This is a genomic window from Actinokineospora alba, from assembly GCF_004362515.1.
In the GTDB taxonomy this organism is placed as follows: domain Bacteria; phylum Actinomycetota; class Actinomycetes; order Mycobacteriales; family Pseudonocardiaceae; genus Actinokineospora; species Actinokineospora alba.
In genome coordinates, this window is record NZ_SNXU01000001.1 from 5,490,490 (window position 1) to 5,505,747 (window position 15,258).

The window sequence follows — 15,258 nt, forward strand, 5'->3', positions numbered from 1 at the left end:
AACACTATGGCCGGGCGGGTATTGGCTGGTGGCGAACCGCCGGGCCGGTGGGATGAGCTCGGTCACCGTGGGAGCTGGGTGGGCGGGCGCCGCTTCCTCGTCGACACCCGCCGCTGCCCATCATGCCGGGTGGGTCGCGGCACCGACCACTCGAATTTCGGCCTACCCTTGATCAATGACCTTTCGCACGTCGTTCGAGTCCGACGATGCCGTCCCGACCTGGTCGGACACCGTGGAGGTGTCCGCGCGCGGCGCCGCGGTGTCCGATGGGGCCACGTTGCGGACCAGGGTCGAGGGCGGCCCGGCCGACGCTCCGGCCGCCCGATCGGGGGTCGGGTTCACCGGTTCGTGCGCGCTTCGGTACGAGGGCGCGCACACAGCCGACGGTGTCGGGTACCAGACGAACCGGGTGTTCTGGACGGAGATCCCGGTGGTGGCGGACACCGTGCTGAGCTACGTGGTGTTCCCGGAGCTGGTGGGCGGCGACCTGCGGTATCCGAGCACGTATGTGGCCGTGGACCTGCTGTTCGACGATGGCGCGTACCTCAGTGAACTCGGTGCGGTCGACCAGTTGGGGTTCCCGATGACCCCGCTGGGTCAGGGCGGGTCGCGGGCGCTGTTCCCGGACCAGTGGAACCACCGGTCGGTGCGGCTCGGTGAGGTCGCGACGGGCCGGACGATCACCCGGATCCTGGTCGCCTACCGCGGCCCGGAGGGTTCGGCGGAGTTCGCGGGGTGGATCGACGACCTCGCGGTGGAGTCGGTGCCGCGGCGGGAGCTCGACCCGGTCGACCGGGTGCTCACCACGCGCGGGACGCATTCGTCGGGCGACTTCTCCCGGGGCAACACTTTCCCGGCGACGGCGGTGCCGCACGGGTTCAACTTCTGGACGCCGGTGACGAACGCGGCGGTGACGAACTGGTTCTACGAGTACCACCGCGGGTCGACCCCGAGGAACCAGCCGGCGCTGCAGGCGATCGGGATCAGCCACCAGCCCAGCCCGTGGATGGGCGACCGGCACACCTTCCACCTGATGCCCACGCGGGAGACGAAGGTGGGGCGGGAGGCGCGGGCGCTGACCTTCCGCCGGGAGAACGAGCTCGCCCGCCCGCACTGCTACGAGGTGCGGTTCGACAACGGGATTCACGCGCAGGTGGCGCCCACCGACCACGCGGCGGTGCTGCGGTTCACCTTCCCGCCGGGCCAGGCGAACCTGGTGCTGGACAACGTGGGCCTGGGCGGGGCGGTGCGGGTCGCGCCGGACGGGACGATCACCGGGCACTCCGACGTGCGCAGCGGGCTGTCGGTGGGGGCGGGCCGGATGTTCGTGCACGCCACCGTGGACCGCCCGGTACGGGAGTCGGGGCACCGGCTGCGGGGGCTGGCGTGGGCGCGGACCGCGCTGGTGCGGTTCGAGCCGGAGGCCGAGGGCGAGACGGTGCTGACGGTGCGGATCGCGACGTCGCTGATCAGCCCGGAGCAGGCGCGGCGCAACCTGGAGACCGAGATCGGCCCGGACGACACGTACGAGTCGGTGCGTGACCGGGCGCGGGCCCAGTGGGCGGAACTGCTCGGCCGGGTCGAGGTCGACGGGGCGAGCGAGGACGAGCTGACCACGCTGTACTCGTGTCTGTATCGGCTGTTCCTCTATCCGAATTCCGGATACGAGGAGACCGCGTCGGGTCCGCGGTATGCCAGTCCGGTGAGCCCGCCGGCGATCGTGGACGGGAAGGTATTCGTCAACAACGGGTTCTGGGACACCTATCGGACATGCTGGCCCGCGTACGCCCTGCTCGCCCCGACCCGCTGCGGTGAGCTGATCGACGGGTTCCTGCAGCAGTACCGCGACGGCGGGTGGGTCTCGCGGTGGTCCTCCCCCGGCTACGCGAACCTGATGACCGGCACCAGTTCCGACGTCGCGTTCGCCGATGCCTACCTCAAGGGCGTGCGCGGTTTCGACGTCCACGACGCCTACAACGCCGCCCTGCGCAACGCGACCGTGACGCCGCCGGACGAGTCGGTCGGCCGCAAGGGGCTGGAGCGGTCGATCTTCCTGCACTACACGCCGACCAACACCCACGAGGGCCTGTCGTGGGCGCTGGAGGGCTGCGTCAACGACTTCGGCATCGCCAACCTCGCCGCCGCCCTGGGCGATGAGGACAACCACGCCTACTTCCTCGATCGGGCCCGTCACTATGTTCACCACTTCGACCAGCGAATCGGGTTCTTCCAGGGGCGCGGTCCGACTGAAGGGTGGCGGTGCTCGCCCGCCTCCTACGACCCGAAGGTGTGGGGCCACGACTACACCGAGACCAACGGGTGGACGGCCGCGTTCGCCGTCCCGCACGACGGCGCGGGCCTGGCCGAGCTGTACGGCGGGCCGGACAAGCTGGCCGCGAAGCTCGACGAGTACTTCGCCACCCCGGAGACGGGCACGCACCCGGGGTCCTACCGCCGGGTGATCCACGAGATGACCGAGGCGCGCGATGCGCGGATGGGGCAGTACGGGCACAGCAACCAGCCCGCCCACCACATCCCGTACCTCTACACCCAGGCCGGTCACCCGGCGCGCGCCCAGGAGAAGGTGCGCGACGTGCTGGCCCGGCTCTACCAGGGCAGCGAGATCGGTCAGGGGTATGTGGGCGATGAGGACAACGGCGAGATGTCGGCCTGGTTCCTGTTCAGCGCCCTGGGTTTCTACCCGCTGCGCGTGGGCAGCCCGACCTATGTGATCGGCTCACCGTTGTTCCCGCGCGCGGTCCTGCGGCTGGAGAACGGGCGGGAGCTGGTGGTGACCGCGGCCAACCACGGCAGGCGCAACGTGTACGTGCAGAGCCTGCGGGTCAACGGGGAGCCGTACGGGCTCACCTACATCAGCCACGAGATTCTCGCCGAGGGCGCGCGGCTGGAGTTCGAGATGGGCCCGGAGCCCTCGGACTGGGGCACCGGCCCCGACGCCACTCCCCCGGCGCTGGGCGCGGGCCCACCGCTGCGCGACGTCACGCGCGGCATGGAAGGTCCGCTGTTCGACGACACCACGCGCACGGAGTCCGTTGTGGACGCTCCAGTGGAGATCGAGACGGACCCTGCCGAGGTGCTGATCTACACCCTCACCTCAAGTGGCGAAGGCCCGGACCCGACCGACTGGGTGCTGCGCGGGTCGATCGACGGGGTGATCTGGGACGAGCTTGATCAGCGCACCGACCAGAAGTTCCCGTGGCGCAGGCAGACCCGGCCCTTCAAGGTGAAGGCGCCGGGCCCGTACCGCCACTACTCGCTGGTCTTCGACGGTGTCGCCTGCCTCGCGCAGATCGAACTGCTTGCTCAGTAGCGGCCGCTGCGGAAGCGCAGCCAGGCGCCGGTGCTGTGGGCGCCTGCCTGGATGAGGCTGACGAGCGGCAGCACGCTGAAGGCGATCGCGATGAGGACGAGGCCGCCCTTGGCGCCGGAGGGGTCCTCGGGATCAAGGGTGGTGCCGGGAAACCAGACAGCGACGCCGATCCAGAGCAGCGACAGCAAGAGGTGGATGGCGTTTCCCGCGATGATCACCGACCGGTGCTTGCCGAGGAGGAGCAGGACCCCGCCCGCGACCAGACCCTCCATGGCGATGAACTGCAGACCCCAGAGGGTGTGCGCGATCACGGCGTGCGTTCCGGTCCTTCCCATGGCCACGAAGACCATGACGAGCGTCGTGATCGCGGTGAGGCCGCTCTGGATGAACGCGAGCACGGCCGCCGACACCACCATCCCCGGCCGCCGCACCACAGGTCGGTCGACAGCCGCCACCGGCGGACCGCCGTAGTGCGGTGCGCCGAGTTGTCCGTCTGTCATCCACGCTCCTCGTCGTCGGGCCCGGTGCCGAGTATCCGTCAGGGCGAGCGCAGCCAGGCACCGGTGTCGCGGTGCCAGGTCTGGATCAGGCTGATGACCGGCAGCACAGCGAACGCCACAGCGAAGCGGGTGACCACGGCCTGCCCACCCGCCGGGTCGTGCACCTCGATGTCGCCGCCGAACTCGACCGCGGTGGCGATCCACAGGCACGACAACACGAGCTGCACGGCGTTGCCGCTGGTCAGCACCTTGCGGCCGCGGCATTGGAGCAGCACGATCCCGCCGTGGACCAGCAGGTACAGGCCGATGACCTGCAGCACCGCGAGTCCCAGGACGGCCGGAGCCGCGGAGTCGTCACGCAGGATGCCGACCATCAGCATGTAGATCGTCGTCATCGCCGTGGCCGACGCCTGGACGAACGCCAGCACCGCGGCCGAGAGCGCCACACCTGGCCGGTCCGGGGGCATCGCGGTGATCTCCGTTCGATCGGAGGCCGCATGATCGCACGATGGTGACAGGTCGGCCGCCGCCGTTGTCCGTTCCGTGACGAAATCAGGCGCCGGTGGAGCCGCCGACGACCGCGTCACCGGAGGCGACCGCCTCTTCCTCGGGCTTGGGTTCGGGCGGGACGATGCCGGTGAGCGCGCTGCCCAGGTCGTTCATCCGCAGCACGAACGGCCGGGTCTCGGTGTAGCGCACCACCGACACCGACGACGGGTCGACCATGATCCGCTGGAACGAGTCCAGGTGTTGGGCGAGCGCGTCGGCCAGGATCGCCTTGATGACGTCGCCGTGGCTGCACAGCAGCCAGACGGCGTGGTCGCCGTGCTCGGCGGTGATCTTCGCGTCGTGCGCGCGGACGGCGGCCACCGCGCGGGCCTGCACCGCGGCCAGCCCCTCACCGCCGGGGAACACCGCGGCGGACGGGTGCTGCTGCACGACCTTCCACAGCGGTTCGGAGAACAGGTCTTTGAGCGCGCGGCCGGTCCAGGAGCCGTAGTCGACCTCGGCGAGCGCGTCCTCGGTGACGGGGACGAGTTCGCGGTCGGCCGCGAGCGGGGCCACGGTCTCCGCGCAGCGGGTCAGCGGTGAGGAGACGATCGCGCGCAGCGGGACGTCGGCGAGGCGGGCGACGAGCCCTTCGGCCTGGGTGCGTCCGGTGTCGTCGAGGTGCACCCCTTCGGCGCGCCCGGCGAGGACGCCGGAGCCGTTGGCGGTGGATCGGGCGTGTCGGAGCAGAACGACTGTGGCCACGGTCCGAGCTTAATGCGCGCCCGGAGCGGCGGACCCGGTCGCCCGGGTCCGCCGCGCGCTCACGGGGTGCCCTCGCGGCGCGGTGGGACGCCCTGCTGGTTCATGGCGGGGCCGCCGCCGGGGCCCGCCATCGTCGACGGTTCGGCTATCGACTCGGCGACGCCCACCTCGTCGGCGGTGACGACCACCTCGTCGCCGACCTCGACGGCGGCGCGGACGGTGTCGCCGTCGATCGTGTAGGTCTTGGTGTAGCCGTCGTCGCTCTTGGCGGTCAGGGCGGTGTCGCTCACTTCGGTGACCTCTCCGGTCTGCGTCAGCTGCGTCTTGTAGCCGCCCCGTTCGTCGGGGACGACGAACTCGCCGTGCAGCGCTCCTCCCTGGCCGCCGCGCATGAGCATCGGACCGCCGCCGCGGCCGCCTGGCGAGTCGGCGGTGGCGCCGCTCGCGGCGTAGACGGCGAAACCGCCCGCGGTGGCGACGCCGAGGGCGACCCCGGTGGCGGCGACGGTCTTCTTCCATGACCAGCCGGGCTCGGTGCGCTCCGGCACGGGGGCGCCCCACACGCCCGGGGCGGGCTCGGTCTGCTCAGTCATGATTCCTCCTGGGTCACGGGGGCACTGTGCCCGCGTGGACTCCACGATCACGGCCGTCCCTGTGCGCTCCCTGTGCCCGTGGTGGGCATCGGCTATGACTGCCCCGACGCACAGCTGTGGCACAGGTTCGGCACAGGGCGCCCCCACCGGTGGGCGACACAGTGGCGGCATGTCGTTGAGGGCGAAGCTGATCGCCGAGCAGGTGGTGCTGCTGGCCATGGTGTGCCTGGTCATCGGGGTGGTGACGATCGTCGGCCTGCGCACTTTCCTGGTCGGCCAGCTCGACGGTCAGCTCACCGACGCCAGCCGCCGGGCGCTGGTGTTCGTCGGCCGCGACCGTGGGCTGCCCAGCCCGCCGCCGCCGATCAACGCCCCAGGTCAGGGGCCGGGCACGATCAACGCGCTGCTCGTGCGCGGCTCGGTGTACGACGCGGCCCGGCAGACCAGTTCCGGGTTCAGCCAGTCGCTGCGGACCGAGCTGCACAGCGTGCTGCTGGCGCTGCCGACCGACGGCGAGGCCCACGACCGCGCGCTGGGCGAACTGGGTGACTACCGGCTGCTGGCGACCCGATCGCTCGACGAGGACGTCGTGGTGATCACCGGGCTGCCGCTGGGCGCGGTCGACGACACGATCCTCACCACCGGGCTGTTGCTCGGCGGGATCACGCTGCTCGGCCTGACCATCGCCGGGGTCGCCGGCGTGCTGATCGTGCGGCGCACCCTGCGTCCGCTCGACCGGATGGCCGCGACCGCCGCCCGGGTCGCGGAACTGCCACTCGACCGCGGGGAGGTGGCGCTGTCGGTGCGGGTTCCGACGGTCTACACCGACCCGCGAACCGAGGTCGGGAAGGTCGGTTCCGCGCTGAACCGGATGCTCGGCCACATCGGGGCCGCCCTCACCGCGCGGCACGCCAGCGAGTCCAGGGTGCGCCAGTTCGTCGCCGACGCCAGCCATGAACTGCGCACACCGCTGGCGGCGATCCGCGGGTACGCCGAACTGGCCCAGCGCCGGGGTGTGGACGTGACCCACGCGCTGTCGCGGGTCGAATCCGAGGCCAAACGCATGACCATCCTGGTCGACGACCTGCTGTTGCTGGCCCGTCTCGACGCGGGCCGCCCGCTGCGGCAGGAGACCCTCGACCTGTCCCGGCTGGTGCTCGACGCCGTGGGCGACGCGCGGGTCGCGGGTCAGGACCACCGGTGGCGGCTCGACCTGCCCGCCGACCCGGTCATGATGCGCGGCGACGAGGCGCGGCTGCACCAGGTCGCCGCGAACCTGCTGGCCAACGGCCGCACCCACACCCCACTGGGCACGACGATCACCACCAGGCTGGTGGTCGACGGCGACGAGGTGGTCCTCACCGTCGCCGATGACGGCCCGGGCATCCCCGACGCGCTGCTGCCCGAGGTGTTCGAGCGGTTCGCCCGCGGCGACGGCTCCCGGTCGCGCGCGCAGGGCAGCACCGGCCTGGGCCTGGCGATCGTGGCGGCGGTCGTGCACACCCACCACGGCACGGTGACGGTGACGAGCAAGCCCGGGAACACCGTGTTCACCGTGCGGCTGCCCACGCACAGCTGACGCACAGGGCGGTCACACGGTCAGCCCAGCGCGGATCGAGAGCGTGGCGCCATGACACAGACCGCCGAACCTCCCGTGCTCCCCCGCGGGCATCGAGCCGCGCTCGTCGTGCTGCTCCTGGCCACCGCCGCCCTGTATTGCTGGGATCTGGGTGCCTCAGGCTGGGCGAACGCGTACTACTCCGCCGCGGCGCAAGCCGGGTCGCAGGACTGGTCGGCGCTGCTGTTCGCCGCGACGGACCCCGCGGGCGGCATCACCGTCGACAAGACACCCGCGGCGGTGTGGCTGATGGGCCTGTCGGTCCGGGTGTTCGGGCTCAGCGCATGGAGTGTGCTGCTCCCCCAAGCCCTCGCCGGGGTCGGCTCGGTGTGGCTGCTGCACAACACGGTCCGCCGCTGGTCCGGGCCGACCGCCGGACTCATCGCGGGCGTGGTCCTGGCCGTGACTCCGGTGGCGGCGCTGATGTTCCGCTTCAACAACCCCGACGCGCTGCTGGTCCTGCTGCTCATCGCGGGCGCGTATTGCACCGTCCGCGCGGTCGAACACGCGAGTCCGAAGTGGATAGTGCTGGCCGGGGCCGCCGTCGGGTTCGGGTTCCTCACCAAGATGATGCAGGCGTTCCTCGTGCTGCCCGCGTTCGCCGTCGTCTACCTGGTCGCCGCGCCCACCACCGTGGGCAGACGGATCGCGCACCTGGGTGCGGCGGCGGGCGCGATGATCGTCGCGGGTGGCTGGTGGGTGCTGTTGGCGGAGCTGCTTCCCTCGGGCAGCAGGCCCTACATCGGCGGCTCGCAGACCGACAGCGTGCTCGAACTCGCCTTGGGCTACAACGGGATCGGCAGGCTCGACGGCGACGAGGTGGGCAGCGTCGGCGGCGGCGCGGGCTGGGGGCAGCCAGGGTGGGCGCGGCTGTTCGGCGGGGAGATGGGCGACGGGATCGCCTGGCTGCTGCCCGCCGCGCTGATCGTTCTCGGCGGCGGCCTGTGGCTGACCCGGCGCGCGCCGCGCACCGACACCACCAGGGCCGCGCTGCTGCTGTGGGGGTTGTGGCTGCTGGTCAGCGGGGCCGTGTTCAGCCTGATGGCCGGGATCATCCACGGCTACTACACCGTCGCGCTCGCCCCGGCGGTCGCCGCCCTGGTGGGAATCGGGACGGTCACCGCGTGGCGGCGGCGTCGCGAACCCGCCGCGGCCGCGGTCTTGGCGGCAGCGACGGCGGTGACCGCGGTGCAGGCGGCGCTGCTGCTCGGGCAGGTGCCGGACTGGGTTCCGTGGCTGCGGGCGTTTGTCCTCTTCGGCGGCCTCGGCGCGGCGGCTCTGTTGGCGGTAGCCCCGTTGGCGCCCAAGGCCTACGCGGGTGCGGTGGCGGTGGGCGCACTGGTGCTCGCCTTGGCGGCACCCGCGGCGTATTCGCTGGCCACGGCGGCGCAACCGCACTCCGGGGCCCTGCCCTCCCCCGGACCCGCCACCACCGGCGGGCTCCGTTTCGCGGGCGGACTGCTCGGGGCCCCGACACCCGGTGAGGAGGTCGTCGAGGCGCTGCGGGCCGACGCGGCCGGGTACCGGTGGGCCGCGGCGGTCGTCGGGTCGAACAACGCCGCCGGGTACCAGCTCGCCGCCGGGGTGCCCGTGCTCGCCGTGGGCGGGTTCAACGGGACCGATCCCGCGCCGACCCTCGACGAGTTCGTCCAGCTCGTCGCCGACGGCCGGATCCACTGGTTCATCTCGGGATCGACGATGCGCGGCGAGACCGGCAGCGACGCCGCCCAGCGGATCGCCGAGTGGGTCGCCCAGCACCACACACCGACCACTGTGGACGGTGTGACGCTCTACGACCTGAGCCGGTGAGCGCGGTGATCCCCACAGCCCACGCACAGCCGGGACACACGGCCCGCCCAGCGGCGGACCGGATCGTCGACACCATGACAGCGACCGATCTGGCCCTCCCCCAGCGCACCCCGGTCCGCACGACCGGCCCCGCGCCCGTGCTCGACGTCGTCGTACCCGTCCACAACGAGGAGACCGACCTGGAACCGTGCGTGCGCAGGCTGCACGCGCACCTGGCCGACCATTTCCCCTACCGGTTCCAGATCACCGTGGCCGACAACGCCAGCACCGACTCCACCTGGGACATCGCCCAACGCCTCGCCGCGGAACTTCCCGGTGTGCGCGCGGTGCGATTGACCGAGAAGGGGCGCGGCCGGGCCCTGCACACCACCTGGCTCGAATCCGACGCCGAAGTGCTGGCCTACATGGACGTCGACCTGTCCACCGACCTCGCCGCCCTGTCGCCGCTGGTGGCGGCGCTGATCTCCGGGCACTCCGACGTGGCCATCGGCAGCAGGCTCGCCCGCGGCGCGCGGGTCGTGCGCGGACCCAAGCGGGAACTGATCTCCCGGGCCTACAACCTGCTGCTGCGCGGCACCCTCGCGGCCACCTTCTCCGACGCGCAGTGCGGGTTCAAGGCGATCCGGGCGGACGTGGCGCGCGCTCTGCTGCCCCATGTCGCCGACACCGGCTGGTTCTTCGACACCGAGTTGCTGGTCCTGGCGCAGCGGGCGGGGCTGCGCATCCACGAGGTGCCGGTGGACTGGGTGGACGATCCTGACAGCCGGGTCGACCTCGTCGCGACCGCGCTGGCCGATCTGCGCGGCATCGCCCGACTCGGGCGCGCCCTGGCCACCGGCGGGCTGCCGATCGCCCGGCTGCGCGGCCAACTCGCCCGGGGCGCGCTGAGCGCCGACCCACCCGACGTTCCCCGCGGGCTGCTGCGCCAGCTGGTGCGCTTCGCCGCGGTCGGCGTGGTCAGCACCCTGGCCTACCTGCTGCTGTTCGTGCTGCTGCGCGGGTCGGTCGGAGCCCAGACGGCGAACCTGGTGGCGCTGCTGGTGACCGCCGTGGCCAACACCGCGGCGAACCGGCGGCTCACCTTCGGCGTGCGCGGGACACACGGGGTCGCGCGCCACCAGTTCCAGGGCCTTCTGGTGTTCGGCCTCGGCCTCGGGCTCACCAGCGGAGCACTGGCCCTGCTGCACGGGCTCACCGACGCGGGCCGCACCGCCGAGATCGTCGTGCTCGTCGCGGCGAACCTGCTGGCCACCGTCCTGCGCTTCCTGCTGCTGCGCGGCTGGGTGTTCCGCGCCACCGAACCGACGACCCCGGAGACGACCCGATGACCGCCACTCTCGACCGACCCCACGCCCCGGCGTCGCCCGCATCGCGCACCACGCGGTGGGAACGACCCGCGCTGATCACGCTGCTGGCCGCGACCGCCCTGCTCTACCTGTGGGACCTGAGCGCGACCGCCATGGGCAACTCGTTCTACGCCGCCGCCGTGCAGGCCGGAACCCAGGACTGGAAGGCGCTGTTCTTCGGATCCCTCGACCCCGGCAACATCATCACCGTCGACAAGCCGCCCGCGGCGCTGTGGCTGATGGGGTTGTCCGGCAAGGTGTTCGGCTTCTCGTCGTGGAGCATGCTGCTGCCCCAGGCGCTGGCCGGTGTGGCGTCGGTGTGGCTGCTGCACAACACGGTCCGCCGCTGGTCGGGGCCGGTGGCCGGGCTGTTCGCCGGAGCCGGGCTCGCGCTGACCCCGGTCGCGGCGCTGATGTTCAAGTACAACAACCCCGACGCGCTGCTCGTGCTGCTGCTCGTCGCGGGCGCGTACTGCACCGTCCGCGCGGTCGAGCACGCGAGTCCGAAGTGGATAGTGCTGGCCGGTGCGGCCGTCGGGTTCGGGTTCCTGACGAAGATGCTGCAGGCGTTCCTGGTGCTGCCCGCGTTCGCCCTGGTGTACCTGATCGCCGCGCCGACGAGCCTGGGCAGGCGGATCGCGCACCTGGGGGCCGCCGCGGTCGCCGTGGTGGTCTCGGCGGGCTGGTTCGTCGCGGTGGCCGACCTGTGGCCCGCCGAGTCGCGGCCCTACATCGGCGGCTCGACCGACAACACCGTGCTCGACCTCGCCTTGGGCTACAACGGTCTCGGCCGGATCTTCGGTGGTGGCGGCGGTGGCGGCATGGGCAACACCGCGTTCGGCGGCGACACCGGTCCCCTGCGGATGTTCGGCGCGGCGTTCGGGTCCGAGATCTCCTGGCTGCTGCCGGCCGCCCTGATCGGGCTGGTCGCGGGCCTGTGGTTCAGCAGGCGCAGGCCGCGCACCGACCGGACTCGGGCCGCGCTCGTGCTGTGGGGCGGCTGGCTGGTCGTGACGGCCGCGGTGTTCAGCTTCATGGAGGGGATCACCCACCCGTACTACGCCATCGCGCTCGCCCCGGCGGTGGCCGCACTCGTGGCCATCGCAGGCCAGGAGCTGTGGCGTGGCCGCGACCACCTGCCCGCGCGCGTCGCGCTGGCGGCGATGGTGGCGGTCTCGGCGGGCTGGGGATTCGTCCTGCTGACCCGCGACGGCGACTGGCTGGTGTGGCTGCGCTGGGTTCTCGCCGTCAGCGGCGTCGCCGCGGCCACGGCCATCGCCGTGGGGGCACACCTGTTCCAGCGGGTCGCCACGGCGGTCGCGCTCGTCGCCGTGGTCGCCGTGTCCGGCGGGACGGCCGCGTACACGGTGGCCACCGCGGTCACCGGGCATTCCGGCCCGCTCCCGGTCTCCGGCCCGGTCGCCCAGGACGGCAGGCAGTTCACGGTCGGCGGTGGCGAGGTCAGCGCCGAGGTGGCGGACGCGATGCGGTCAACGACCGAGACCTGGGCGGCGGCGAGCGTCGGCGCGCAGGGCGCCGGTGGGCTGCAGCTGGCCAGTGGCAGGCCGGTGATGGCGATCGGCGGGTTCAGCGGCGGCGACCCCGCGCCGACCCTCGCCCAGTTCCAGGCCCACGTCGCCCAGGGCCAGGTGCGGTACTTCGTCGAGGGCATGGGCATGGGGCGCGGCGGCAACGACATCACCTCATGGGTCCGGTCGACCTTCACCCCGGTCAGCATCGGCGGCCAGACCGTCTACGACCTGACCGCGCCGCGCTAGATCGGGTCGACGACGCCGGTGGCGAGCAGCCCGCACAGCACCGCGCCCAGGGCGATGCGGTACCAGACGAACACCATGTAGCTGTGCTTGGAGACGTAGCGCAGCAGCCACGCCACGCAGGCGTAGCCGACAACGAAGGACACCGCCGTCGCCGCGATCGTCTGCGGGATGTCGGCCTGCAGGCCGGGTCCGCTGCGGTCGAGGACGTCGGGGATGGAGAAGATCCCGGCGCCGAAGACCGCGGGGATGGCCAGCAGGAACGAGTAGGTGGCCGCTGATTCCCGGTTGAGCCCGAGGAACAGGCCCGCGGTGAGGGTTCCGCCGGAGCGCGACACCCCGGGGATCAGCGCCATCGCCTGCGCCAGGCCCATGAAGATGCTGTCCTTCATGGTCAGCGAGTCCCGCTTGAGCTTGGCGGTCTCGTCGGCGACGGCCAGGATCACCGCGAAGATCATCAGGACCATCGCGGTGATCCACAGGTTCCGCAGCCCGCTGCGGATCTCGTCCTTGAACAGCACACCCAACAGGCTGATCGGGATCGACCCGATGATCACGTACCAGGCGAGCTTGTAGTCAGGGTCGGCGCGGGCCTCGGCGTTGAGCAGCCCGCGGAACCACGCCTTGATCAGCCGCCAGATGTCCTTGGCGAAGTAGATGATCACCGCGGCCTCGGTGCCGAGCTGGATGACCGCGGTGAACGAGGCGCCCGCGTCGCCCCCGAACCACAGTTCGGAGACGATGCGGATATGCGCCGACGAGGAGATCGGGAGGAACTCGGTCAGACCTTGGACGATGCCCAGGACAATGGCTTGAAACCAGGTCAACTACCGACTCCCGCGAGATCCAGAGCATCGACGGCGACGCGCAGGGCCGCCTTGGCTTGCTCCAAATCTTGCAGGATGGGCGAAACGGTCAGTGTGGTGACCCCCGACGAGGCCAGGGCCTGCATCTTCTCCGCGATGCGTTCCTTGGGGCCGAGCAGCGTGGTGTCGTCGATGAAGCCGAGCGGCACCTTCGCGGCCGCTCCGGCGTAGTCCTTGGCGAGGTAGAGGTCCTGGCATTCGGCGGCCTCGGCCTCGTAGCCCATGCGGCAGGCGAGCTGGTTGTAGAAGTTCTGCTCGCGGCTGCCCATGCCGCCGACGTAGAGCGCGGCGTAGGGGCGCACGGTGTCGGCGGCGGCCTTCCAGTCCTCGCCGACGACGATCGGGGTGGTCGGGACGACGTCGAACCCGTCGAGGGTCTTGCCCGCCTTGGCCCGGCCCTTCGCGATGAGCTCCAGGGACTCGCGGCCGTGCTCGGGCGAGTAGAAGATCGCCAGCCAGCCGTCGGCGATCTCACCGGTCAGCTCGAGGTTCTTCGGGCCGATGGAGGCCAGGTAGATCGGGATCTGCTCGCGCACCGGGTGCACGGTCAGCTTCAGCGGCTTGCCGGGGCCGTCGGGCAGTGGCTGCACGAAGTGCTTGCCCTGGTAGTCGACGCGTTCGCGGCGCAGCGCCTGGCGCACGATGTCGACGTACTCGCGGGTGCGGCCCAGCGGCTTGTCGAACTTGACGCCGTACCAGCCTTCGGAGACCTGCGGGCCGGACACGCCAAGGCCCAGGCGGAACCGGCCGCCGGAGAGGGTGTCGAGGGTGGCCGCGGTCATCGCCGTCATGGTGGGGCGGCGCGCGGGGATCTGCAGGATGGCGCTGCCGATGTCGATCCGCTCGGTCTGCGCGGCGACCCAGGCGAGCACGGTCGGCGCGTCGCTGCCGTAGGCCTCGGCCACCCAGGCCACCGAGTAGCCCAGCCGGTCGGCTTCCTTGGCCAGTTCGAGGTTCGCGGCGTCGTTTCCGGCGCCCCAGTAGCCCATGTTCAGTCCCAGTCGCATTCCGGCGACATTACTTGTCGGTAGCACCGGCTGCCAGGGGGACTCGGAGTGGCGTGCGCACTCAGGCGCGGCGTCCGCCTAGGCTCCCTGCCCGTGGAGCAACGACACCTGGGACGTAGTGGGCTGCGGGTGTCCCGGATGGCTTTGGGCACGATGACCTGGGGCGGGGACACCGAGCCGGATGAGGCGGCCAGCCAGCTGAGCGCGTTCGTCGACGTGGGCGGCACCTTTGTGGACACCGCCGACGTCTACTCCGACGGGGAGGCCGAGAACATCCTCGGCGCCCTGCTCGACGACGTGGTCCCCCGCGAGTCGGTGGTGCTGGCGACGAAGGCGGTCGCGCGGCGCACCGACGGCCCGTTCGGCGGCGGCGCCTCCCGCGGCGCCCTGCTCACCGCGTTGGAGCAGTCACTCAACCGGCTCGACACCGACCACGTCGACCTGTGGCAGCTGCACGCCTGGGACGCGACGGTGCCGCTGGAGGAGACCCTGGCCGCGGTCGACGCGGCTGTGCGCAGCGGCAAGGTGCGCTACGCGGGCATCTCGAACTACACCGGCTGGCAGACCGCGACCGCCGCGAGCCGCCAGGCGTTCACCGCCGGGGCCGCGCCGCTGGTCAGCACGCAGGTCGAGTACTCGCTGCTGGAACGCGGCATCGAGCGGGAGGTCGTGCCCGCCGCCGAGCACCACGGGCTGGGAATCCTGCCGTGGGCGCCGCTGGGGCGAGGCGTGCTCACCGGCAAGTACCGCGCCAGCACCCCGGCGGACTCCCGGGGCGCGTCGGCGAAGTACGCGTCCTATGTGGAGCAGCACCGCACGGACCGGGCGGGCCGGATCGTGCAGGCCGTCGCGACAGCGGCCGATGGGCTGGGCACGTCGCCGCTGGCCGTGGCGCTGGCGTGGGTGCGTGACCGCCCGGGCGTGGTGGCACCGGTCGTCGGCGCGCGGGACACCGCGCAGCTGCTGGGGTCGCTGATCGCCGAGGAACTGGTCCTGCCGCCCGCCATCCGGGCCGCGCTCGACGACGTGAGCGATATCGAACTCGGGTATCCGGAGCGCCGACTGAGCTGATCTGTGACGCGAATGACGGATGACCGGCAAGGTTGGTTAGCCTATGCTCACCTCGGCATATTTCCCACCGTCGACGCCGAGGATCATC

At 71.7% G+C, this 15,258-nt stretch carries 12 protein-coding genes; 6 read left to right on the forward strand and 6 right to left on the reverse strand.

The genetic code is table 11. The features are described from left to right. Positions 1 to 175: 175 nt before the first annotated feature. Complete coding sequence (locus tag C8E96_RS25190; RefSeq protein WP_091369014.1) at positions 176 to 3,331, forward strand: GH92 family glycosyl hydrolase; 3,156 nt, start codon at positions 176 to 178, stop codon at positions 3,329 to 3,331. Here the strand turns inward: C8E96_RS25190 and C8E96_RS25195 are convergent. From C8E96_RS25195 to C8E96_RS25210, 4 genes are all read right to left on the reverse strand, one after another. Continuing rightward, the gene (locus C8E96_RS25195) at positions 3,325 to 3,831 is read right to left on the reverse strand and encodes a hypothetical protein (protein ID WP_133794768.1); all 507 of its coding nucleotides are present in this window, start codon (positions 3,829 to 3,831) and stop codon (positions 3,325 to 3,327) included. The genes C8E96_RS25190 and C8E96_RS25195 overlap by 7 nt on opposite strands. Before the next feature lie 38 nt (positions 3,832 to 3,869). After that, positions 3,870 to 4,298: a hypothetical protein gene (locus C8E96_RS25200; RefSeq protein WP_091574771.1), complete on the reverse strand. Its 429-nt coding sequence runs from the start codon at positions 4,296 to 4,298 to the stop codon at positions 3,870 to 3,872. 85 nt (positions 4,299 to 4,383) lie between these two features. Continuing rightward, entirely contained in the window at positions 4,384 to 5,085 is a 702-nt protein-coding gene (locus tag C8E96_RS25205; RefSeq protein ID WP_091369023.1) for an MSMEG_4193 family putative phosphomutase, read from the reverse strand. Between the two features lie 59 nt (positions 5,086 to 5,144). Further along, a complete protein-coding gene (locus C8E96_RS25210) occupies positions 5,145 to 5,678 on the reverse strand; it encodes a hypothetical protein (RefSeq protein ID WP_091369025.1) in 534 nt (177 codons plus the stop codon). A gap of 169 nt (positions 5,679 to 5,847) precedes the next feature. Here C8E96_RS25210 and C8E96_RS25215 point away from each other — a divergent pair, with 169 nt between their 5' ends. From C8E96_RS25215 to C8E96_RS25230, 4 genes are all read left to right on the forward strand, one after another. After that, positions 5,848 to 7,257: a sensor histidine kinase gene (locus tag C8E96_RS25215; RefSeq protein ID WP_228769603.1), complete on the forward strand. Its 1,410-nt coding sequence runs from the start codon at positions 5,848 to 5,850 to the stop codon at positions 7,255 to 7,257. A 51-nt stretch (positions 7,258 to 7,308) separates the two neighbouring features. Beyond that, the gene (locus tag C8E96_RS25220) at positions 7,309 to 9,105 is read left to right on the forward strand and encodes an ArnT family glycosyltransferase (protein ID WP_091369032.1); all 1,797 of its coding nucleotides are present in this window, start codon (positions 7,309 to 7,311) and stop codon (positions 9,103 to 9,105) included. Between the two features lie 74 nt (positions 9,106 to 9,179). Continuing rightward, on the forward strand, positions 9,180 to 10,433 hold the full coding sequence (locus C8E96_RS25225; RefSeq protein ID WP_091370120.1) for a glycosyltransferase: 1,254 nt from the start codon (positions 9,180 to 9,182) through the stop codon (positions 10,431 to 10,433). Continuing rightward, positions 10,430 to 12,229 (forward strand): glycosyltransferase family 39 protein, encoded by a 1,800-nt coding sequence (locus C8E96_RS25230; RefSeq protein WP_091369036.1) that lies wholly within the window; start codon positions 10,430 to 10,432, stop codon positions 12,227 to 12,229. Before C8E96_RS25225 ends, C8E96_RS25230 begins: the two co-directional genes overlap by 4 nt. On the opposite strand, the gene C8E96_RS25235 is transcribed toward C8E96_RS25230, so the two are convergent. Both C8E96_RS25235 and C8E96_RS25240 read right to left on the reverse strand, forming a co-directional pair. Continuing rightward, positions 12,226 to 13,053, reverse strand: a complete 828-nt coding sequence (locus tag C8E96_RS25235; RefSeq protein WP_091369040.1) for an undecaprenyl-diphosphate phosphatase — start codon at positions 13,051 to 13,053, stop codon at positions 12,226 to 12,228. The genes C8E96_RS25230 and C8E96_RS25235 overlap by 4 nt on opposite strands. Continuing rightward, a complete protein-coding gene (locus tag C8E96_RS25240) occupies positions 13,050 to 14,099 on the reverse strand; it encodes an LLM class F420-dependent oxidoreductase (protein WP_091369043.1) in 1,050 nt (349 codons plus the stop codon). Before C8E96_RS25240 ends, C8E96_RS25235 begins: the two co-directional genes overlap by 4 nt. A gap of 93 nt (positions 14,100 to 14,192) precedes the next feature. On the opposite strand from C8E96_RS25240, the gene C8E96_RS25245 reads away from it, so the two are divergent. Continuing rightward, on the forward strand, positions 14,193 to 15,170 hold the full coding sequence (locus C8E96_RS25245) for an aldo/keto reductase (protein WP_166658115.1): 978 nt from the start codon (positions 14,193 to 14,195) through the stop codon (positions 15,168 to 15,170). The last annotated feature ends 88 nt before the right edge of the window (positions 15,171 to 15,258 follow it).